The 21,089-nt window shown below is 67.3% G+C and carries 19 protein-coding genes and 1 pseudogene; 9 read left to right on the top strand and 11 right to left on the bottom strand.

Going from position 1 to position 21,089, the window contains the following annotated elements; genetic code table 11:
* Positions 1-53: 53 nt before the first annotated feature.
* Positions 54-1,907 carry a long-chain fatty acid--CoA ligase gene (locus C6A82_RS16100; protein WP_311101381.1) on the top strand — a complete coding sequence of 618 codons (1,854 nt, stop codon included), beginning with the start codon at positions 54-56 and terminating at the stop codon, positions 1,905-1,907.
* On the opposite strand, the gene C6A82_RS16105 is transcribed toward C6A82_RS16100, so the two are convergent.
* The 4 genes from C6A82_RS16105 to C6A82_RS16120 form a co-directional block, all read right to left on the bottom strand.
* Positions 1,892-3,049, bottom strand: coding sequence for a glycosyltransferase family 4 protein (locus C6A82_RS16105; protein ID WP_105344207.1), 1,158 nt, complete (start codon positions 3,047-3,049; stop codon positions 1,892-1,894). The genes C6A82_RS16100 and C6A82_RS16105 overlap by 16 nt on opposite strands.
* Positions 3,050-3,059: 10 nt before the next feature.
* On the bottom strand, positions 3,060-3,890 hold the full coding sequence (locus C6A82_RS16110; RefSeq protein ID WP_105344202.1) for a DUF4157 domain-containing protein: 831 nt from the start codon (positions 3,888-3,890) through the stop codon (positions 3,060-3,062).
* On the bottom strand, positions 3,859-5,004 hold the full coding sequence (ripC, locus tag C6A82_RS16115; RefSeq protein WP_105344201.1) for a peptidoglycan hydrolase RipC: 1,146 nt from the start codon (positions 5,002-5,004) through the stop codon (positions 3,859-3,861). The genes C6A82_RS16110 and ripC overlap by 32 nt, the downstream gene beginning before the upstream one ends.
* A 154-nt stretch (positions 5,005-5,158) precedes the next feature.
* Complete coding sequence (locus tag C6A82_RS16120; protein WP_105344199.1) at positions 5,159-5,383, bottom strand: hypothetical protein; 225 nt, start codon at positions 5,381-5,383, stop codon at positions 5,159-5,161.
* A gap of 102 nt (positions 5,384-5,485) precedes the next feature.
* Between C6A82_RS16120 and C6A82_RS16125 the strand changes: the two are divergent.
* A pseudogene (locus tag C6A82_RS16125) lies at positions 5,486-7,285 on the top strand (DEDD exonuclease domain-containing protein); the annotation flags it as partial.
* Here C6A82_RS16125 and trpD read toward each other — a convergent pair.
* Positions 7,223-8,284: an anthranilate phosphoribosyltransferase gene (trpD, locus tag C6A82_RS16130; RefSeq protein WP_396836162.1), complete on the bottom strand. Its 1,062-nt coding sequence runs from the start codon at positions 8,282-8,284 to the stop codon at positions 7,223-7,225. The pseudogene C6A82_RS16125 and the gene trpD overlap by 63 nt on opposite strands.
* Positions 8,285-8,351: 67 nt before the next feature.
* On the opposite strand from trpD, the gene C6A82_RS16135 reads away from it, so the two are divergent.
* The 4 genes from C6A82_RS16135 to C6A82_RS16150 are packed head-to-tail and all read left to right on the top strand — an operon-like array spanning position 8,352 to position 12,748.
* Entirely contained in the window at positions 8,352-8,963 is a 612-nt protein-coding gene (locus C6A82_RS16135) for a heme-copper oxidase subunit III (protein WP_105344195.1), read from the top strand.
* A gap of 25 nt (positions 8,964-8,988) precedes the next feature.
* Positions 8,989-9,825, top strand: a complete 837-nt coding sequence (locus C6A82_RS16140) for a c-type cytochrome (RefSeq protein WP_105344193.1) — start codon at positions 8,989-8,991, stop codon at positions 9,823-9,825.
* Positions 9,822-11,033 (top strand): ubiquinol-cytochrome c reductase iron-sulfur subunit, encoded by a 1,212-nt coding sequence (locus tag C6A82_RS16145; RefSeq protein ID WP_105344206.1) that lies wholly within the window; start codon positions 9,822-9,824, stop codon positions 11,031-11,033. Before C6A82_RS16140 ends, C6A82_RS16145 begins: the two co-directional genes overlap by 4 nt.
* Positions 11,030-12,748, top strand: a complete 1,719-nt coding sequence (locus C6A82_RS16150) for a cytochrome bc complex cytochrome b subunit (protein WP_105344191.1) — start codon at positions 11,030-11,032, stop codon at positions 12,746-12,748. The genes C6A82_RS16145 and C6A82_RS16150 overlap by 4 nt, the downstream gene beginning before the upstream one ends.
* A gap of 22 nt (positions 12,749-12,770) precedes the next feature.
* Here C6A82_RS16150 and C6A82_RS16155 read toward each other — a convergent pair whose 3' ends face one another.
* The 4 genes from C6A82_RS16155 to C6A82_RS16170 form a co-directional block, all read right to left on the bottom strand.
* Complete coding sequence (locus C6A82_RS16155) at positions 12,771-13,460, bottom strand: DUF2561 family protein (RefSeq protein WP_105344189.1); 690 nt, start codon at positions 13,458-13,460, stop codon at positions 12,771-12,773.
* The gene (locus C6A82_RS16160) at positions 13,460-14,338 is read right to left on the bottom strand and encodes an MmpS family transport accessory protein (RefSeq protein ID WP_311101382.1); all 879 of its coding nucleotides are present in this window, start codon (positions 14,336-14,338) and stop codon (positions 13,460-13,462) included. Before C6A82_RS16160 ends, C6A82_RS16155 begins: the two co-directional genes overlap by 1 nt.
* A gap of 152 nt (positions 14,339-14,490) precedes the next feature.
* Complete coding sequence (locus tag C6A82_RS16165) at positions 14,491-14,910, bottom strand: cytochrome c oxidase subunit 4 (RefSeq protein WP_105345227.1); 420 nt, start codon at positions 14,908-14,910, stop codon at positions 14,491-14,493.
* Positions 14,911-14,918: 8 nt separating this feature from the next.
* Positions 14,919-15,980, bottom strand: a complete 1,062-nt coding sequence (locus C6A82_RS16170) for a cytochrome c oxidase subunit II (RefSeq protein WP_105345229.1) — start codon at positions 15,978-15,980, stop codon at positions 14,919-14,921.
* Positions 15,981-16,115: 135 nt separating this feature from the next.
* Here C6A82_RS16170 and asnB point away from each other — a divergent pair, with 135 nt between their 5' ends.
* Entirely contained in the window at positions 16,116-18,050 is a 1,935-nt protein-coding gene (gene asnB / locus C6A82_RS16175) for an asparagine synthase (glutamine-hydrolyzing) (protein ID WP_105345231.1), read from the top strand.
* Here the strand turns inward: asnB and C6A82_RS16180 are convergent.
* Positions 18,047-19,021, bottom strand: coding sequence for a carbohydrate kinase family protein (locus C6A82_RS16180; protein ID WP_105345232.1), 975 nt, complete (start codon positions 19,019-19,021; stop codon positions 18,047-18,049). The two genes, asnB and C6A82_RS16180, sit on opposite strands and share 4 nt — an antisense overlap.
* Positions 19,022-19,176: 155 nt before the next feature.
* Between C6A82_RS16180 and C6A82_RS16185 the strand changes: the two genes are divergently transcribed.
* A complete protein-coding gene (locus C6A82_RS16185) occupies positions 19,177-19,818 on the top strand; it encodes a hypothetical protein (RefSeq protein WP_105345234.1) in 642 nt (213 codons plus the stop codon).
* Between the two features lie 30 nt (positions 19,819-19,848).
* Here C6A82_RS16185 and C6A82_RS16190 read toward each other — a convergent pair whose 3' ends face one another.
* The gene (locus C6A82_RS16190) at positions 19,849-20,211 is read right to left on the bottom strand and encodes an iron-sulfur cluster assembly accessory protein (protein WP_105345236.1); all 363 of its coding nucleotides are present in this window, start codon (positions 20,209-20,211) and stop codon (positions 19,849-19,851) included.
* Between the two features lie 196 nt (positions 20,212-20,407).
* Here C6A82_RS16190 and C6A82_RS16195 point away from each other — a divergent pair, with 196 nt between their 5' ends.
* Positions 20,408-21,082: a DUF3043 domain-containing protein gene (locus tag C6A82_RS16195; RefSeq protein WP_105345254.1), complete on the top strand. Its 675-nt coding sequence runs from the start codon at positions 20,408-20,410 to the stop codon at positions 21,080-21,082.
* Positions 21,083-21,089: the final 7 nt, after the last annotated feature.

The following is a 21,089-nucleotide window of genomic DNA, read 5'->3' on the forward strand; positions in this document are numbered from 1 at the left end:
GGCCGACTAGGCTGGCCCGGGCAACGCCGCTACCAGCATCGGAGGCGAAGATCGTGCGAGAGTTCAGTGTTCCCGCACCGTTCGAAGTCGGCGAGCACGACACCGTCGTCAGCTCCGTCTACTCGCACGAACGCGACGACCCCGACCACGTCCTCATGCAGCGACTCGTCGACGGGGCGTGGACCGATGTGACGGCCGCCGAAGTGGCCGGACAGATCCGTTCGGTCGCCCTTGGGCTGATCGCCGAAGGGGTGCAGCCGGGCGACCGGGTCGCGGTGTTGTCGGCGACCCGGTACGAGTGGCCCATCATCGATTTCGCGATCTTGTCGGTCGGCGCGCTGACCGTCCCGATCTACGAGACCAGCTCGGCGGAGCAGATCAAGTTTGTGCTCGGCGATTCCGGTGCGGTGCTGGTGTTCGCCGAGACCGACGCGCACGCCGACAAGATCGAGCAGCTCAAGGGCGACCTACCGGATCTGCGCAAGGTGTTCCGCATCGAGAGTTCGGTCGCGGCGCTGGACCAACTGGCCGAGACGGGGGCGTCCACCGACCGCGCCGAGCTGGACGCCCGGCTGGCTGGCATCAAGTCCGCCGGCCCCGCCACCCTGATCTATACCTCGGGCACCACCGGAAGGCCGAAGGGCTGCCAGCTGACCCACGCCAACCTCGTATACGAGATCCGCGGCGCCAAGGCGTCCTTCCCGACGCTGCTGGACAAGGGTGAGCGCCTGCTGGTGTTCCTGCCGCTGGCCCACGTGCTTGCCCGCGCCATCACCATCGCGGCATTCGTGAACAAGGTGACGCTCGGATTCACCAGCGACATCAAGAACCTCGTGCCGATGTTCGGGGTTTTCAAGCCGACGCTGGCGGTCTCGGTGCCGCGAGTGTTCGAGAAGGTCTACAACGCCGCCGAGCAGAACGCCCGCAACGACGGCAAGGGCCGGATATTCGAGATCGCGGCGAACACCGCGATCGAATGGAGTCAGGCGCAGGACTCCGCCGCGGACGCGAGGAGCGGAAAGGCAAAAGGCCCGGGCTTGCTGCTGCGCGCGAAGCACGCCGTGTTCGACCGGCTGGTGTACGGCAAATTGCGTGCCGCGCTCGGCGGTGATTGCCGTGCCGCGATCTCCGGCGGCGCGCCGCTCGGCGCCCGGCTCGGCCACTTCTACCGTGGTGTCGGGCTGACGATCTACGAGGGCTACGGCCTCACCGAGACCAGCGCCGCGATCACGGTGAACCAGGTCGGCGCGCTGAAGATCGGATCGGTTGGGAGACCGGTGCCGGGCAACGAGTTGCGGTTGGCCGATGACGACGAGCTCCTGGTTCGCGGCGGCGTGGTGTTCGCCGGCTACTGGCGCAACGAGGAGGAGACGAAGGCGGTCTTTTCCGCGGACGCGAGGAGCGGAGAGGCTTCAGCTGATTGGTTCCACACCGGCGATCTCGGCGCCATCGACGACGACGGCTTCCTCACCATCATCGGCCGCAAGAAGGAGATCATCGTCACGGCGGGCGGCAAGAACGTCGCCCCGGCCATCCTGGAGGACAGGCTGCGGGCCCACCCGCTGATCAGCCAGGCGATGTGCGTCGGCGACCAGAAACCGTTCATCGCCGCACTCATCACGATCGACCAGGAGGCCTTCCCCGGCTGGAAGGAACGCAACGGCAAGAGCGCCGACGCGTCGGTGGCGGACCTGGCCGACGACCCTGATCTGGTCGCCGAGATCGAACTCGCCGTCAAGGATGCCAACCAGTCCGTCTCCAAGGCGGAGGCGATCCGCAAGTTCCGGGTGCTGCCTGTCGACTTCACCGAGGACACCGGTGAGCTGACGCCGACGATGAAGGTCAAGCGCAAGGTGGTCGCCGAGAAGTTCGCCGGCGACATCGAAGCGCTCTACGACAAGGGCTGAGGCGCGAGCAGTCCGGCAAGCCGCGCCGCCTGGCTGCGCCACTGCCAGTTGTCGACGGCCCAGCGCCTTCCCGCTGCGCCCATCCGGGCGGCCCGGTTCGGGTCGGCGAGTATTTCGCATGTCGCCGTTGCGATCTGGTCGAGATCGGTGCCGTCGACGATGAGACCCGTTTCGCCGTGCCGAACGGTCTCCGGCGCTCCGCCGGAATTCCCCGCCACGACCGGTACGCCGGTCGACGACGCTTCGAGGAAGACAATGCCGAGACCCTCGACGTCCAGCCCCGCTCCGCGGGTCCGGCACGGCATCGCGAACACATCTGCCATCGCATGATGGGCGGGCAGCTCGGCACCGGGCACGCTGCCGGTGAAGACGACGTGTTCCGACATGCCGGTTCCGCCGGCGAGCCGGCGCAGTGTGTCCAGGTAGGGTCCGCCGCCGACGATCACCAGCGCTGCACCGTCGATGCGGTCCCGGATGGCGGGCAGCGCCCGGATGAGCATGTCCTGACCCTTGCGCGGCACCAGCCGGGAGAGGCACACGACGACGGGGCGGTCGCCGAGCCCGTAGCGCGACCGCATGTCGGCCCGCGCGGCCGGATCGGGTGCGAACCGGTCGGTGTCCACCCCCGGCGGCACGTACTCCAGGGCGGCACGGGGGCCGAAGGCCGAGGCGAACCGGCCCCTGGTGTAGCGGCTGACGTAGGTCACCACGTCGGTGCCGTCACCGATGTGGCGCAGTGCGTTGCGGGCCACCGGCAGCATCGACCAGCCGACCTCGTGGCCATGCGTGCTGGCAATGACGCGCCGGGCGCCTGCACTTCGTGCACGCGGCGCCAAGAGCGCCAGCGGCGCCGCAGCGCCGAACCAGACCGTCTCGATGTCGTTGTCGCCGATCAACCGCCGCATCCGGTCGTCGACGCCCGGGCCCGGCAGCATCAGTGTGGTCGGATGGCGTACAACGTCGTAGCCGCTGGTCCTTGCGGCCTCGTCGAACTCCTCGCAACCCTTCCACTTCGGCGCGTACACGGTCAGCGCGTAGTCGCCGCCCGATTGCAGCAGCTGCCCGACGAGTTCGTGCAGATAGGACTGGATCCCGCCCCGGCGGGGCGGAAAATCGTTGGTTACCAGTAGAACCCGGGTCATCGCGGTCTGGTCATCCTTCAAGCCAGGTCCGCCACTGGGCCAGCACCTCGTCGAGGTTCGCACCGAGGGTCTCCGATACCGCTGTCTCGATGTCGGGGTGGCGGTGGCCACAGGCCCGCTCGTACAGGCTGCGCAGCGTCGCGGTGCCGTAGCGGTCGGTGACGAAGCGGGCGAACCACCAGGCGCGGTCATAGGCCAGGGTGCGCGTGGCGCCCTCGGTGTCCAGGTCGGCGTCCGTCGGCAACCGGGCGATGTCGGCCGCCCTCGTCACGCCCGGTCGAGGCGCATCCGGCCTGCCGACGAAGTCGGCCACCCCCTCTGTGAGCCAGCGCGGAGCGTCGGCCGCTGTCCTGGCTCGCGCGGCGTAGTGAAAAAGCTCGTGGCGCAGCACTATTCGCAGTGCCGAGTCACTCAACCCGACAGCTCCAGGAGCGAACACGATGCGCTGGCCGGTAGTCGCGGCGGCGATGTCGGATCCGCCACCCGCCATGGCGCGGAACTGCTCGTCAGATGCGGTGGCGACGACGACGATGCCGCGGGGCCAGTCGGCCCCCCAGAATGCGGTCACCGCGGCGACGGCGTCGCCCATGGCGGCCGACACTCGGTCGAGAAGAGGCCGGGTGGCCGGACCGCCGAGGTTGATCAGCTCGACCGTTCGGCCGTCCGCGGTGGCCGAGGTGCTCGATGCGACCGCTGACGTCGTGGGCGTCGGCACGGGAACCGCGACGGGTGCGGAGGGGGCGGACCTGACGACGAACGCCACCGCCAGGCTCAACTCGAGGATCAGCAGCAGGCCGAGCAGTGGTCGTTCAGTACCGGCGAATGTTGTAGATCGGCGCATTGTTCACCGGCGCCACTCGCACCGGCGTGCCGTAGGTGGACGCGTGCACCATCATTCCGTCGCCGATGTAGATCGCCGTGTGCGAGGCATCGGAGTAGTAGTTGACCACGTCACCGGGCTGGATCTGCGACATGTCCACCGGCTGGCCGCCTCTGGCCAGCGCCTGGCTGGAGTGCGGCAGCGAGACGCCCGCCTGCTGGAAGGCCCACTGGACCAGACCGGAGCAGTCGAACGCGTTGGGCCCGGAGCCGCCCCACGAGTAGGGCGAGCCGATCCGCGTGAGCGCCGCCTGCACGGCCATATTGCCCTCGCCGCCGGCGAAATTGCCCTCGCCGCCGGCGATCGCGCCCTCGGGAGGAGCGACGTCACCCGGCGGGATTCCTCCCGGTGGGGCAGCCACGATGGCGGGATCTCCTGGGGCCGGCGGAGCCGCCTCGGTCAGCGGAGGTGCCGGCGGCGCGGCCGCGAGGGCTTCCCGCTGACCCGGTGTGAGGGCCTCGAACTGTGACTTGACGACAGCCATCTGCACTTGCAGCTGACTTTGCTTGGATTGCAGCTCCGCGCGCACTGCGGCGGCCTGCTCGGCAGCCGTCTTGGCCTCCGACGCCGAGTTGGCGGAGGCCTCCTGCGCCTTGGCGGCCTGATCGTTGACGGAGCGGTAGGTGTTCATCTGCGCCGACATCTCGGTTGCCATCACCCGCTGAACCGAGAGTTGGTCGATGACGCGCTGCGGTGAGTCGGCGGTCAACATGGCATCCATGCCGTTGGTCCTGCCACCCATGTACTGCGCGGCAGCAAACTTGTCGACGGCCGCCTGGAAGGTTGCCAGCTTCGATTTGGCTGTGTCCAACGCGGCCTGATCAGCGGTGTGCTTCGCCTCGGCTTGTTGCTGCGCGGCCAGCTTGTTGTCCAGATCCAGCTGGGCGGAATGCATCGCCTCGGTGGTTCGCTCCGCCTGCCGAGACAGCTCATTGAGCTTTGCCAATGCATCGGCTGCTGGATCAGCCTGCACATTCGCGGAGAGAATTCCGCCGAACAATGTCAGTGCCGATATCGCATATATGACGGGTCGCTTAAGCGCGCGTGTGGTCCGCTGCTGACGGTCGAACGTCAAGATTTTGAGTCCTCAAACTGCCGTTGGCGAGTCGCCCCGAACTGTCTTAGGTCTCAGACAGGTTACGAAACGGCATCGGCCTTGTCCAAACGAGAGACGCAAATTTAACAGCCTCTCAGAGTTTTTCGGACGCGCTCCGTTGCCAGGCGTGTCGTCAGGCGACGAATCCGGAGTCGCCGGGGCGGTGAATCGGCACAAGCCGCAGCCGCGGGGCCATCCCCGCCTCGGCGAGCACCTCCAACGCCGCGCGCTCGTCGGACAGCAGGGTGTCAGGCACCCCCAGCAACACGCTCACGACGCAGTCCTTGCAGCCGTGACCCCGGACCGCACAGTCATCGCAGTCGATGGTCACCGCGCCGGTATCCCTGGTCTCGTCCATCTGACCGTCCTCTCGATCGGGTTGAACGCACGGTAACCGCGACCACCGACATCCCCCGCGTGGCAACTCGGCGCTGTCGGTACCACTGCCTACCTTCAGGCCATGGGCCAGCTCAGCTTCGCCGACGTCGAGGAGGATTCGTTCGGGCTGGCGTCCGAATCTCTGCGGAACATCACCTTCGTCGTCGTCGACCTCGAGACGACGGGCGGACGGGCGAACGGCGACGACGCCAACGTCGACGCGATCACCGAGATCGGCGCCGTCAAGGTGCGCGGTGGTGAGGTGCTCGGCGAGCTGGCCACCCTGATCGACCCCGGCCGCAGCATCCCACCGCAGATCGTTGAACTCACCGGTATCACCTCGGCCATGGTCCGCGACGCCCCGAGAATCGAGTCGGTGCTGCCCGCGTTTCTCGAATTCGCGCGCGGCGCAGTGCTCGTGGCGCACAACGCCGGATTCGACATCGGCTTCCTTCGCGCTGCAGCGGAGCGTTGCGGGATCGCCTGGCCGCGCCCACGGGTGCTGTGCACCGTCCGGTTGGCCCGGCGTGTGCTGACCCGCGACGAGGCGCCCAGCGTGAAACTCTCCGCGCTGGCCCGCTTGTTCGGCGCCGCGACCACCCCGACGCATCGGGCACTCGACGACGCGCGGGCCACCGTCGACGTGCTGCACGCGCTCATCGAGCGTGTCGGCAACCGAGGCGTGCACACCTATACCGACCTACGTTCCTACCTACCCGACGTGTCGCCCGAGCAGCGCCGCAAGCGGGTGCTGGCCGCCAACCTTCCGCGCACTCCGGGTGTTTACCTGTTCCGCGGGCCCGCCGACGAGGTGCTCTACGTCGGCACGGCGGTGGATCTCCGCAGACGCGCGGTCCAGTACTTCAACGGATCCGACTCGCGCCCGCGAATCAAGGAGATGGTCGCCCTGGCCACCGCCGTCGACCACGTCGAGTGCGCAAATGACCTGGAAGCCGGTGTGCGTGAGCTGCGCCTGCTGGCCGCGCATGCGCCGCCCTACAACCGCCGATCCAAGTTCCCTCAGCGGTGGTGGTGGATCGTGCTGACCGACGAGGCGTTCCCGCGGCTGTCGATCGTGCGTAACCCCAAGGGCGACAGTGCCGTCGGCCCGTTCCGGGTGCGTGCCGACGCCGTCGAGACCGCCGATCTGCTTGCCCGGTTCACCGGGCTGCGCACCTGCACCACGAGGATCGCCCGCTCGGCACGGCACGGGCCCGCGTGCCCCGAACGCGAACTGTCGCCGTGTCCGGCTCCCCGCGATGTGCCCGCGGCCGGCTACGCCGGGGCGCCGCGGCGCGCGACGGCGCTGATCGACGGAGTCGAGGACGCCGTGTTGACGGCGGTGTCCGCCCGCATCGGCGAGCTGGCCGCCGCCAACCGCTACGAGACGGCCGCCCGGCTGCGCGACCACGCCGCGGCCGCAATCGATGTGCTGTGGCGCGGTCAGCGGCTACGCGCACTGGCCGCGGTCACCGAGCTCGTCGCGGCGCGTCCCGACGGCAACGGCGGATGGCACCTCGCGGTCATCCGCCGCGGACAGCTCGCCGCCGCGGGCCTCGCGCCCCTAGGCGTTCCGCCGATGCCGGTGGTCGACGCGATAACCGCTGGGGCACAAGCGATCCTGCCCGCCACGGCCCCGCTGGGCGGCGCGCTGGTGGAAGAGGTCGGGCTGATCATGCGCTGGCTCGGCCAGCCCGGCGTGCGCATCGTACGCGCCGAGCCCGGCTGGGCGTCCCCGGTGGGGTGTGCGGGACGCTGGGCGTCGTGGGCCGCGTCGGCGCGCTCGGCCCGGCTGGCCGCAGTTCAGACGCTCGACTCGTCAAGCCTGCTGAGTGAACCGCACCCAACGCGCGAGCAGCTGTTCGGCCGCGCCGGAGTCGATCGCGGTCACGGCGCGATTCAGTCCCGACTCCCACGCCGAGAGCCATTCGGCGCCGCTGGTTAGCCCGGCATGCGCCACCATCGCGCCCGCCGCGTTGAGGATCACCGCGTCGCGCACCGGTCCGGCGGCGCCTGCGAGCACCTCGCGCGCCTCCGCCGCGTTCTTCTCGGCGTCGCCGCCGACCAACTCGGAGATCTCCGCGCGGGCGAACCCGAAACCGGCCGGATCGAACGTCAGCTTCTCCACGGTGCCTGCCTGAACCCGCCAGATGGTGCTCGTTGTGGTCGTGGTGAGTTCGTCGAGCCCGTCGTCGCCGTGCACGACGAGGACGCTGGACCGGCGCGTCGCGAAAACGCCAGCCATCACCTCGGCGAGATCGCCCCATGCGCAGCCGATCAGCCCGGCGCGGGGCGCACCCGGATTCGTCAGGGGCCCAAGAAGATTGAATACCGTCGGCACACCGATCTCGCGGCGCGCCGCGCCCGCATGCTTATAGGACGGGTGGAACGTCTGGGCGAAGCAGAACCCGATGCCGACTTCGGCCACGCTGCGGGCCACCTCGTCGGGCCCCAGGTCGATGCGAACGCCGAGCGCCTCGAGGGTGTCGGCGCCTCCGCTGCGTGACGACGCGGCCCGGTTGCCGTGTTTCACCACAGGAACGCCGGCAGCCGCCACCACGATGGCCGCCATCGTCGACAGGTTCACCGTGTTCGCGCCGTCGCCTCCGGTGCCGACGATGTCGACGGTGTCCGTCCCGATCTCGTCGGTGGGCACCCGAAGGGCGTAGGAGAGCATGGTGCCGGCCAGCTCGGTCACCTCGGCCGACGTCGGCCGCTTCATCTTCATCGACACGCCGAACGCCGCGATCTGCGCCGGCGTGGCCACGCCGGTCATGATCTGGTCCATCGCCCAGGCCGCCTGACCCGCCTCCAACGGCTTACGAGTGGTCAGTCGGCCCAGGATCAGCGGCCACGACGGCTCGCTGTGCGATGAAGTCACCGCCAGATTATGACGAATTGGTCCACCCGGGTGGAGTTGAACAACTACAAAGCGTCATACTTGCGTTGTGACGAGCGCTGTAGGGACCTCGGGAACCGCGATCACGTCGCGCGTGCATTCGCTGAACCGGCCCAATATGGTCAGTGTTGGCACCATCGTCTGGCTTTCCAGCGAGCTGATGTTCTTTGCTGGACTGTTCGCGATGTACTTCACCGCCCGCTCCCAGGCCGGCGGCGATTGGCCGCCCGAGCCGACCGAGCTGAACCTCTTTCAGGCCGTGCCCGTCACGCTGGTGCTGATTGCCTCCTCCTTCACCTGTCAGATGGGCGTCTTCGCCGCCGAACGCGGCGACGTGTTCGGTTTGCGGCGCTGGTATGTGATCACGTTCCTGATGGGTCTGTTCTTCGTGCTTGGACAGGGCTACGAGTACATCCAATTGGTCCACCACGGCACCACGATCTCCAGCAGCGCCTACGGCTCGGTGTTCTACCTGCCCACCGGATTCCACGGCCTGCACGTCATCGGCGGCCTCATCGCGTTCATCTACCTGCTTGCGCGCACCACCATGACCAAGTTCACACCCGCGCAGGCCACCGCCGCGATCGTCGTCTCGTACTACTGGCACTTCGTCGACATCGTGTGGATCGCGCTGTTCGCCACCATCTACTTCGTTCGTTAGCAGGCTGGGGATGAGAAGGGGTTCGATGACCAGGAAGGCCCGCGGAGCCGGAAGGCCGGCGACATTGAACCGCCGCCGTCTTCGTCGCCGACTCTCAGCGGCAGTGCTGCTGCTGATCGGACTCGGCGTCGCGGGTGGCCTTGCCGCCACGCTGACGCCCACGCCGCAGGTGGCCGTCGCCGATGAGTCAGCCTCGGCGATGCTGCGCACAGGAAAGGATCTGTTCAACACCTCCTGCGTCACCTGTCACGGCGTCAACCTGCAGGGTGTGACCGATCGCGGCCCCAGCCTGGTCGGGGTCGGCGAGTCCGCCGTCTACTTCCAGGTGTCGACCGGCCGCATGCCGGCGATGCGCGGCGAGGCGCAGGCACCGCAGAAGCCGCCGCAGTTCGACGAAGCGCAGATCGACGCCCTCGGCGCCTACATCCAGGCCAACGGTGGCGGCCCGGAGGTACCTCGCGACGAGAACGGCCAGATCGCCGGAACCTCATTGATCGGGAACGACGTGGCCCGCGGCGGCGACCTGTTCCGGCTCAATTGCGCTTCCTGCCACAACTTCACGGGTAAGGGCGGCGCGCTGTCGTCGGGCAAGTACGCCCCCGAGCTTTCCGACGCCGAGCCGGCGCAGATTTACACGGCCATGCAGACCGGTCCGCAGAACATGCCGAAGTTCTCCGATCGTCAGCTCTCCCCCGAGGAGAAGCGCGACATCGTCGCCTACGTCCGGATGGCCGCGGAAGCGCCGGACCCCGGCGGTTACGGACTCGGCGGCTTCGGGCCCACGTCAGAGGGTATGGCCGCCTGGATCATCGGCATGGTGGCCGTCATCGCGGCGGCCCTGTGGATCGGAGCCCGAACGTGAGTGACGCCGAGAACACCCCGAAGGGCACCGACGCCCCCGGCCATGCGGGTGTGCCGGGTCAGCCGACCGACGCCGAGCTGGCGTCGATGTCCCGCGAGGAGCTGGTCGAGCTCGGCGGAAAGCTCGACGGCGTAGAGATCGTCTACAAGGAAGATCGCTGGCCCGTCAGCGACACCAAGGCCGAGAAGCGCGCGGCGCGTTCGGTGACCAATTGGCTTCTGCTGGGGGGCCTTTCAGGCCTCGCGCTGTTGCTGGTCTTCCTGTTCTGGCCGTGGGAGTACAAGGGCAAGGAAACCGAGGGCCACTGGTGGTACGACCTGGCCACCCCGCTGTACGGGCTCACGTTCGGACTTTCGATCCTGGCCATCGGCATCGGCGCGGTGCTGTACCAGAAGAAGTTCATCCCTGAGGAGATCAGCATCCAGGAGCGCCACGACGGCGCGTCTCCCGAGATCCAGCGGAAGACCGTGGGGGCGAACCTCTCCGATGCACTCGAGGGCTCGGGAATCAGGCGCCGCAAGATGATCGGGCTTTCGCTCGGCATCGGCCTCGGCGCATTCGGGGCGGGCACGCTGGTCGCGTTCATCGGCGGCCTCATCAAGAATCCGTGGAAACCGGTGATGCCGACCGCCGAGGGTAAGAAGGCCGTGCTCTGGACGTCGGGATGGACTCCCCAGTTCACGGGCGAGACGATCTTCTTGGCGCGCGCCACCGGAAGCGCCGATCACGGAGCGCCTTTCGTCAAGATGCGCCCCGAGGATCTCGACGCCGGCGGCATGGAGACGGTGTTTCCGTGGCGGGAGTCCGACGGCGACGGCACCACCACCGACTCACACCATCGGCTCAACGAGATCCTGATGGGTGTGCGCAACCCGGTGATGCTCATCCGCATCAAGCCAGGCGACATGAAACGGGTGGTCAAGAGGCAGGGGCAGGAGAGCTTCAACTTCGGCGACCTGTTCGCCTATACCAAGGTGTGCTCGCACTTGGGTTGCCCCTCTTCGCTTTACGAGCAGCAGTCCTATCGCATCCTCTGCCCGTGCCACCAGTCGCAGTTCGACGCGTTGCATTTCGCGAAACCCATATTCGGCCCGGCTGCGCGCGCGCTGGCGCAGCTGCCCATCACCATTGACAAGGACGGGTATCTCGTCGCCAACGGCGACTTCATCGAGCCCGTCGGACCGGCATTCTGGGAGCGGACATCATGAGTCCTAAATTGCCAAAACCGCCCAAGCTAGCGGAGATTGCGGCCGGACAGGGAGACGCGATGGACTCGCGTTACCACCCCTCGGCGGCGGTCCGCAGGCAGCTCAACAAGGTCTTCCCCACCCACTGGTCGTTCCTGCTGGGTGAGATCGCTTTGTACAGCTTCATCGTCCTGCTTCTCACCGGCGTGTATCTCACCCTGTTCTTCGACCCGTCGATGGTCGAGGTCACCTACCAGGGTGTGTATCAGCCGCTGCGCGGCGTCGAGATGTCGAAGGCGTTCGCGTCCACCCTCGACATCAGCTTCGAGGTGCGCGGCGGCCTGTTCGTCCGTCAGATTCACCACTGGGCCGCACTGCTTTTCGCGGCCTCGATCATGGTGCACCTGGCGCGCATCTTCTTCACCGGCGCCTTCCGCAGGCCCCGGGAGACCAACTGGGTCATCGGCTCTCTGCTGCTCATCCTGGCGATGTTCGAGGGCTTCTTCGGCTACTCGCTGCCCGACGATCTCCTGTCCGGCACCGGCCTCCGTGCCGCGTTCTCGGGCATCACGATGGGCGTTCCGGTTGTCGGCACCTGGCTGCACTGGGCTTTGTTCGCCGGTGATTTCCCCTGCGGTGGGGCCGGAAACGACTGCACAATCGGCATCATCATCCCGCGTCTGTACGCGCTGCACATCCTGCTGATCCCCGGAATCATCCTGGCGCTCATCGGTGTACACCTCGCGATGGTGTGGTTCCAGAAGCACACCCAGTTCCCGGGACCGGGGCGCACCGAGACCAATGTCGTCGGCGTCCGCGTCATGCCCGTGTTCGCCGTCAAGTCCGGCGCCTTCTTCGCGGTGACGACCGGCATTCTGGGAATCATGGGCGGCCTGCTGCAGATCAACCCGATCTGGCAGCTCGGCCCCTACAAGCCCTCTCAGATCTCGGCGGGTAGCCAGCCGGACTTCTACATGATGTGGACTGACGGCCTCATCCGGCTCTGGCCGGCATGGGAGTTCTACCTGTTCGGGCACACGATCCCCCAGCCCGTGTGGATCGCTGTGCTCATGGGCGTCATCTTCATGCTCCTTCCGGCGTGGCCGTTCCTGGAGCAGAAATTCACCGGCGACAGGGCGCATCACAACCTGTTGCAGCGACCGCGGGACGCTCCGGTGCGCACCGCGATCGGCGCAATGGCGATCTCGTTCTACATCGTGCTCACCTTCGCCTGCATGAACGACATCATCGCGCTGAAATTCCACATCTCGCTGAACGCGACGACGTGGATCGGCCGCATCGGCATGGTGGTGCTGCCTGCGATCGTCTACTACATCACCTACCGCTGGTGCATCGGTCTGCAGCGCAGCGACCGCGGAGTGCTCGAGCACGGCATCGAGACGGGCATCATCAAACGGCTGCCGCACGGTGCCTACATCGAGCTGCACCAGCCGCTGGGACCGGTCGACGAACACGGCCATCCGATCCCACTGGAGTACCAGGGTGCGCCCGTGCCGAAGCGGATGAACAAGCTGGGCTCCGGCGGTTCCCCCGGCATCGGAAGCTTCCTGCGGGCGGATCCGGCCGACCAGCACGACGCGCTCGTCGAGGCGGAGCACGCCGGAGAGCGCAAGGCGCTCACGGCGCTGCGCGAGCATCAGGACCGCAACGGCTCCAACGGGCACGGCGGCGACGGCCAGAGCCCCAACGGGCACGGCTCGACAAACGGACACTGACCCGCTCAGCGGCGATCAGCTGTCAGTGCTTGTCGACGAGTTCGCCCAACTGCCGTAGGTAGATCCACGGAGCGGCGGGCATCGCGAGCGTGACGAGGCCGGCGACGACGTAGGCCGCCCACGCGTAGGTGTCATGGCCCGCCGCCATCAGATAGGTGGCGATGCCGATGGCCAACAGCGCTACGCCCATCGCGATCGCGATGACCACCGCGCAACGCAGCCAGACCCGCTCCACGGCGGGCGGTACTCCGGTGTCGTACATGCTGATTCCCGGCGACGACGACAACGCACTGCGCTGACGGACCCCTGCCGCGGGCGCCTGGGCAGTCCGGAGGTTCTGCGTGCGCGGATCGGGTGTCCGCGCTGCCGCCTGCGTCCGCGCGGGTGCCGGTCGGGCGTCGCCGCCCGGTGCGCCGCGCGGATCCTCGAGCGCCGTGCGCCTGGCCCGGATCAGCAGCGGGATCGCGCCGACGATGACGAGCGCCGAGACCCCGATCACGCCGTACAGCAACCAGGGTGTCCCCGACTCGGTCGACGACTCTTGATGCTTGCTGCCGAGATCGACCAGCGCCACCGCGGCCGCGACCGCCGATCCCAAGACGGCGAGCCAGACGGCCGCACACACCGCGAGCAGAATCCGGTCGGTGTTGTCGGCGTCGTTGCCCGTCGGGTTGAGCCGCGAGCGGGCCGCGGCCCAAGTGTTGTGTGTCATCAGCAGCTTGTCTGTGCGGAGTTGCCGGTATTCGAGGACAATACGGTGCCGTCGCTCGTGGTGATCGAGCAGTTGAGCCTGCTGACCAGAAACAGGCTGGACGCCTGCACCGAGCCCACCTCGGACTGCGAGATCGGTGTCACTGTCAACGACCACGGGATGTAGACGTTGCGCTGCGTGCGGCTGCGCCCGGACGCGTCGATGTAGGTGACGGTGATGATGTCACCCGGCGCCTTCGTGCCGGTCACCGAATACGTCACCTGGCGTGGGCCCGCGCGCGTCGTCGTGGGCGGCGGCGCTGCCGAACTGGGCGGTGCCTCAGGGGGCGGCGGCGCCGGCTCCTCGGGCGCGGGCGCAGGCGCAGGCGCAGGTGCCGGCGGCGGCTCGGTCACCGTCACGGTTTCCGGAGGCGGTGGAGGCGGCTCCTCCGACGGCGGCGGGGGCGGCGGTGGTGGCGGGGTCGTGGTGGTGATCTCGTCCTGCACGGGCGGCGCCGTGGTGGTGCTCGACGTTGGTTCGCCCTGCGCGTTGAGGTTGTCGGACTCCGTACCCATCACCAGCAACGACACGGACACCACAAGGGAGATGGCTGCGATGATGGCGACGACGCCGACGACCCACGGCCAGCGCGGCGGCCTGCCCGTGTCGACCAGTTCGGTCTTGTCGTACTCGTCGTAGTCATAGAGGTCGGGATCGGCGGCGACGTAGGGTCCTGCGGTGAACTGCTCGGACTCGGGCGCCGAGTAGGCACGCGAGTGGATTTCCGTCTCGCCGGTCGCGTCCGCGACGCTAGCTTCCTCGGCGGTCGGCTCGCCCGGTTCCTGATCCGGAGTGTCCGACCCTTCGGAATCCGGTCCTGGGGGATTCGGCCCGCTCATTACGCCTATCCTTCTCCACTACTCATCGGCGCGACAGCAAGCGGCTGACAGCGACGTGTACGGCCTCGGCAAACCCTACCGAAACCGATGAGCGGATCGAATTCGCACAGCGCGGTAGTAATCAACTGACGCCCAGATGTGACCTTGAACGGTCAGTGCTTCTCTGCTCCGGTGTAGTACTCGAACACCAGGCCGGCAGCCGAAGCGAGCACGAACACCACACCGGCCACCATCAGCCACGGCAGCCAGAGCGCGACCCCCACGGCCGTGACCGAGGCGGCAAGGGCGATGATGATCGGCCACCAGCTGTGCGGGCTGTAGAAGCCGAGCTCGCCTGCGCCGTCGCTGATCTCGGCATCCTCGTAGTCCTCGGGCCTGGTATCGAGCCGACGTGCGACGAACCGGAAGAAGGTGCCGGTGATCAGCGTCAGTCCTGCGGTCATGACAAGGGCGGTGACACCCGCCCACTCGACGCCGCCGTACTGGAAGATGTGTGTCAGTGCGCCGTAGACGACGGCCGCGAGGACGAAGAACGCGGTCAGGAACTCGAACAGCCTGGCTTCGATGTGCATGGACGTCCCTACTTACTCGCCTGCGCAGGCGCTCCGGCCTGCTCGCCGCGTCGGGTGTCGAACGGGCGAGTGGTGACCGCAGTCGCCGGTTGGTTGATGGCCTGCAGCGCCTCGGCATTCGTCTTACCCGCGATGCGCTGCTGTAGATAGGCCTTGAAGTCGTTGGGCTCGACCACTCGCAATTCGAAATTCATCATCGAGTGATAGGTGCCGCACAACTCCGTGCACCGGCCGACGAACGCGCCGGTCTTCATGATCTCGGTGACCTGGAAGACGTTGTTGGAATTGTTCGCCTTGGGATCGGGCATCACGTCGCGTTTGAAGAGGAACTCCGGTACCCAGAAGCCGTGAACCACGTCGGCTGAGGCGATCTGGAACTCGATGCGCTTGCCGGACGGCACCACCAGAACGGGGACCTCGTTGCTGGTTCCGAGGGTCTCCACCTTGTCGAAGTGCAGGTACTCCTTGTTGTCGCGCTCCCTGGCGCCGATGGCGTGTTCTTCCCCGCTGGAGCGGAACTCGCCACCTTCTTCGCCCTGAAGCCCTTCGGGCCCCGCCGCGGACATCGTCCGCGCCGGTTCGGCGCCGTCGAAGTCGAACGTGCCGTCGCTGAACGCGACCTTCTGGTAGCCGAACTTCCAGTTCCACTGGAAGGCGGTCACGTCGATGACAACCTCGGGGTTGGACTCCGTGTGCATCAGCTTCTCCTGCACGACCACGGTGAAGTAGAAGAGCACCGAGATGATCAGGAACGGGACGACGGTGAGTACCAGCTCGAGCGGCATGTTGTAGCCGAACTGCCGGGGAAGCTCGGTGTCGCCCTTCTTGTGCCGGTGGAAGGCCGAGCTCCAGAAGATGAGGCCCCAGACGATCACGCCGACCACGAGCGACGCGATCACGGAGCCGATCCACAGCTCACGGTTCAGGTGCGCCTCAGGGGTGATGCCGTTCGGCCAGCCGAGGCCGAGAGCCTCCGACCAGCTACACCCGCTGAGCAGCAGTGCGGTCGCACCGAGGACCAGCGCCAATGCCGCTCTCCGTGCCACCACCCAGCGTCCGCGAGGTGTCACGTTGGAGCCTCCTAGAAGTCAGTTGAACTAGGCGAATACTACGCAGCGTAGACCACCGTGGGTGCAGGTCTCGACACACCTCAACTTATCGGTGGTGCTCCTCTCGTCCGCGACCCCATTCGGCATACTGGCGCCGTGTGCGGACTGCTGGCATTGCTGACCGACCCGTCCGCCGACGTCTCCGATGGTCTGGTCGAGGCGGTGTCGGGCGCCTCGCACCTGATGCGCCACCGCGGCCCCGACGAGCCGGGCACCTGGCACGACGGCGACGTCGTGCTCGGCTTCAACCGGCTGTCGATCATCGACATCGCCCACAGCCACCAACCGCTGCGCTGGGGACCCGCCGAGACTCCCGACCGCTACGTGCTGGTCTTCAACGGCGAGATCTACAACTATCTGGAGCTGCGCGAGGAACTGGCGGACACCAAGGGCGCACAGTTCAAAACCGACGGCGACGGCGAGGCGATCATCGCCGCCTACCACTACTGGGGCACCGACTCGCTCTCCCGGCTGCGCGGCATGTTCGCGTTCGCGTTGTGGGACACCGTCGAACGCGAGTTGTTGTGCGCGCGTGACCCGTTCGGCATCAAACCGCTCTACATGGCCACCGGAAAGGCCGGTACGGCGGTGGGCAGCGAGAAGAAGTGCCTGCTCGATCTGGGCGAGGAGCTCGGCGTGGACCTGGGCATCGACGACCGCGCCGTGCAGCACTACACGGTGCTGCAGTACGTGCCGGAGCCCGAGACGCTTCACCGCGGCGTGCGGCGGCTCGAGTCGGGCAGCTATGCGAGGGTGCGGCCAGGAGGAACTCCCGAGGTCACCCGGTACTTCAGGCCGCGGTTCGCCGCTGTGCCGTTCCGCGCCGGTTCGGACGAGCAGAGCCGCTACGACGAGATCACCGCGGTGCTCGAAGACTCGGTGGCCAAGCACATGCGCGCCGACGTCACCGTCGGTTCCTTCCTGTCCGGCGGCATCGACTCGACTGCGATCGCGGCGCTGGCGATGCGGCACAACCCACGGCTGATCACGTTCACCACCGGGTTCGAGCGGGAGGGCTTCTCGGAGGTCGACGTGGCGGTGGCCTCGGCGGAGGCGATCGGCGCACGGCACGTCACCAAGGTCGTCAGCCAGGCCGAGTTCGTCGCGGCGCTGCCCGAGATCGTCTGGTATCTCGACGAACCCGTCGCCGACCCCGCACTGGTGCCGCTGTTCTTCATCGCACGCGAGGCGCGCAAGTACGTCAAGGTCGTGCTGTCCGGCGAGGGCGCCGACGAGCTCTTCGGCGGATACACTATCTACCGGGAGCCGTTGTCGCTCAAGCCTTTCGACTACCTTCCCCGGCCGCTGCGGCGGTCGATGGCCAAGGTGTCGGCTCCGCTTCCGGAAGGCATGCGGGGAAAGAGCCTGCTGCACAGGGGCAGCCAGACGCTCGAGGAGCGCTACTACGGCAACGCCCGCAGCTTCTCCGACGCGCAGCTGCAGGCCGTGCTGCCGGGATTCCGCGCCGACTGGACCCACACCGACGTCACGGCCCGCGTCTACGCCGAGTCCGAGGGCTGGGATCCGGTCGCGCGCATGCAGCACATCGACCTGTTCACCTGGCTGCGCGGCGACATCCTGGTCAAGGCCGACAAGATGACGATGGCCAACTCGCTCGAGCTGCGGGTGCCCTTCCTGGACCCCGAGGTGTTCGCGGTGGCGTCGCGTCTTCCGCTTGACCAGAAGATCACCAGGGCGACCACCAAGTACGCGCTGCGCCGTGCGTTGAAACCGGTGATTCCACCGCATGTGCTGAACCGGCCGAAGCTGGGTTTCCCCGTTCCGATCCGGCACTGGCTGCGGGCGGGTGAGCTGCTGGACTGGGCGTACGGCCTTGCGGCGTCCTCAGGGGCGGGCGAGTTGGTCAATCTCGCGGCGGTCCGCACCATGCTCGACGAACACCGCACCGGCGCAAGCGATCACAGCAGGAGACTGTGGACAGTGCTGATCTTCATGCTGTGGCACGCCATTTTCGTCGAAGGCAGCGTGACGCCACAGATCAGCGAACCGACGTACCCGGTGCAGCTTTAAGCAAGCGCCTGCGCGATCTCCGCGCCTGCTTCATCGCCGTAGGCGTCGGTCAGCCGCTTGATGCCCGCATCGCGGTCCCAGCTCCACTCCTGCGGTCCGGGTGCCTCGAGCACCAGGGTCGCCACCAGCGAGGCCAGCTGCGCGGCCCGCTCGATGGACAACCCCTTGTCGCGTCCGGTCAAGAAGCCGGCGCGGAACGCGTCACCGATGCCGGTGGGGTCTTCTTTGTGCGTCTCGGGCACCACGTCGACGTGCACGAAGGTGCCGTCGCGGCCGACGATGTCGACGCCCTTCTCCCCCAGCGTGGTGACACGCAGCTGGATCTGGCGCATCACCTCGGCCTCCGACCAGCCGGATTTCTGTAGCAGCAGGTCCCACTCGTAGTCGTTGGTGAACAGGTAGGTGGCGCCGTCGATCAACTGGCGGATCTGGTCCCCGGTCAGCCGGGCCAGCTGCTGCGACGGGTCGGCCGCGAACGCGAGACCGAGCGCGCGGCACTCCTCGGTGTGCAGGAACATCGCGTCTGGGTCATTGGCGCCGACGATCACCAGGTCCGGTGTGCCCCTACGGGACACGACGTCAGCGAGCTTGATGTCGCGGGCCTGCGACATCGCGCCGGGGTAGAACGACGCGATCTGGGCCATGTCGTGGTCGGTGGTGCACACGAACCGGGCCGTGTAGGCGGAGTCGGAGACCAGCACGCTGTCGCAGTCCACGCCGTGGCTGGTGAGCCAGCCGCGGTAGTCGTCGAAGTCGGTGCCGACGGCCCCGACCAGCGTCGGGTCTCCGCCGAGAACGCCGATGGCGTAGGCCATGTTTCCCGCGACGCCGCCGCGGTGGATCACCAGGTCGTCCACCAGGAAGCTCACCGAGATCTTCTGCAGGTGTTCGGGCAGCAATCCTTCGGAGAACTTGCCCGGAAATCGCATGAGATGGTCGGTTGCGATCGATCCGGTTACCGCGATGGTCACGAAGAATCACCCTTCAATTCATTAACCTGTCTAGCTAATCGTAGCGAGCTTCACGGTGCCGTCGGTGTCCGGCCGCTTACGTTAACCTGCGTACGAGACTCGTTCGGGTCACTGTAGACGGCATCCTCTAAGACAATCTCCGGGAGAGCGACTCCATGGCCGGTCCCTATCCGCCCCACTTCGGCGCTGGACCGGTCGGCCCGTTTCCTCCTCATCCCGGTCCGCCCCAGCCGTATCCCGACAATTCCATTGCCGCGCCGATGTACCCGGGCATGCTGCCGCCGCCGGTGCCGTATCCGAAGCGCAGCCCGTGGCGCGCCGTACTGGTCATGCTGGTGGCCCTCGCCGTGGTGGCCGCCGCTGTGGGCGCAACGGTTCTGGTGATGCGCTCCGGCGACGAGTCGGCGCCGCAGAAGCTGACCAACGCCGCGGCGCAGGCCGCGATCCAGGACTATCTGGATGCGCTGCAGCGCGGCGACACGCAGGAGATAGCCCGGCACACCTTGTGCGGGCTGTTCGACGCGGTGAAGGAGAAGCGGTCGGACCTTGCGCTGGCGGATTTGAGCAGCGATGCCTTCAAGAGGCAGTTCGGGAAGGCCGAGGTCACCTCGATCGACAAGATGGTGTTCTCCTCGCCGGCCCAGGCGCAGGTCCTGTTCAGCATGAACGTGACGCCGGCGGGCAGCCGCACTCGTCCGCCACCCGAGGTGGAGGAGCAGGGCGTGGCTCAGCTACTCGTGCAGGACAACCAGGTCCTGGTGTGTTCGTATCTGCTGCGCGCGGCAGGCCAGTACTAGCTCAGACCCGCACCCGCGCCGACGTTAAGCTCAGTTGAACGAGTCCCCGCACGCGCACGAACCCGTGGCGTTGGGGTTGTCGATGGTGAAGCCCTGCTTCTCGATGGTGTCGACGAAGTCGATGGTGGCGCCCTGGATGTAGGGGGCGCTCATCCGGTCGACGGTCAGGTTCACGCCGCCGAACTCGGTGGTCAGATCACCGTCGAGGGTGCGGTCATCGAAGAAGAGGTTGTAGCGCAGGCCAGCGCAACCGCCGGGCTGAACGGCGATTCGCAGCGCCAGGTCGTCACGGCCCTCTTGGTCCAGCAGCGCCTTGGCCTTGCCGGCCGCGGCTTCGGTCAGGACCGCGCCGTGGGTGGCGGTGCTGGTCGCCGACTCGTCCTGAACAGTCATTGCGTCTCCCTGAATGGCTTGTGTTGCGGACCTCTAACAGCCCACATGCTCAACGGTACCTGGTTATGCCGCTATTCCCGAGTTCGTCGGCCGTGACCTGCGCCAAACTTGTGCGGGCTGTCGCCGTAGCAGTCGGGTGCGATGAGCACGCGGAGGCCGTCCGAGCCGGTCATTCCAGCAGATTATGCTGGCGGGCGTGAACCTGCTGGGCCGCAAGAAGGACAACCCGCCACCTGACGACAACACCGCCGCCGTCGAGGCGACCGCGGACAGCGGATCTGCGACCAGGGCGGGTGGCAGAACAGCGCCGAAGGGCAAGCCGACGCCTAAGCGCGACTCTGCGCGTCGTCGCGGGCCCGTCGCACCGGCCCCGATGACCTCTGCGGAGGCCAGGAAGCGGCGCAAGGAAATGCGCGGGGCGAAGCTTTCGCGCGAGGAGCGCCGCGAGGAGAAGGCCACCCGTCGTGCCGCCATGTCCGACCGTCGCGAACGGATGATGGCGGGCGACGACGATTATCTGCTTCCCCGCGACAAGGGCCCGGCGCGCCGGTACGCCCGCGACATCGTGGATTCGCGCCGCATCAGCGCGCTCGGTCTGTTCATGCCCGCGGCGCTCGCCCTGATCTTCGTCATGCTGGCGGTGCCGCAGGTGCAGTACTACATCTCGCCCGCGATGCTGATCCTGATGGGCATCATGCTCGTTGACGGGTTCTTTTTGGGCCGCAAGGTGAATCGGCTCGTCGACGAGAAATATCCCGAGCACACCGAAAGCGGCTGGAAGCTCGGGTTCTACGCCGCAAGCCGCGCGTCTCAGCTGCGGCGGATGCGCGCACCTCGGCCGCAGGTCAACCGCGGCGACAAAGTCACCTGAGCCCCCG

Origin of the sequence: Mycobacterium sp. ITM-2016-00318 (assembly GCF_002968285.2) — a bacterium.
GTDB lineage: Bacteria > Actinomycetota > Actinomycetes > Mycobacteriales > Mycobacteriaceae > Mycobacterium.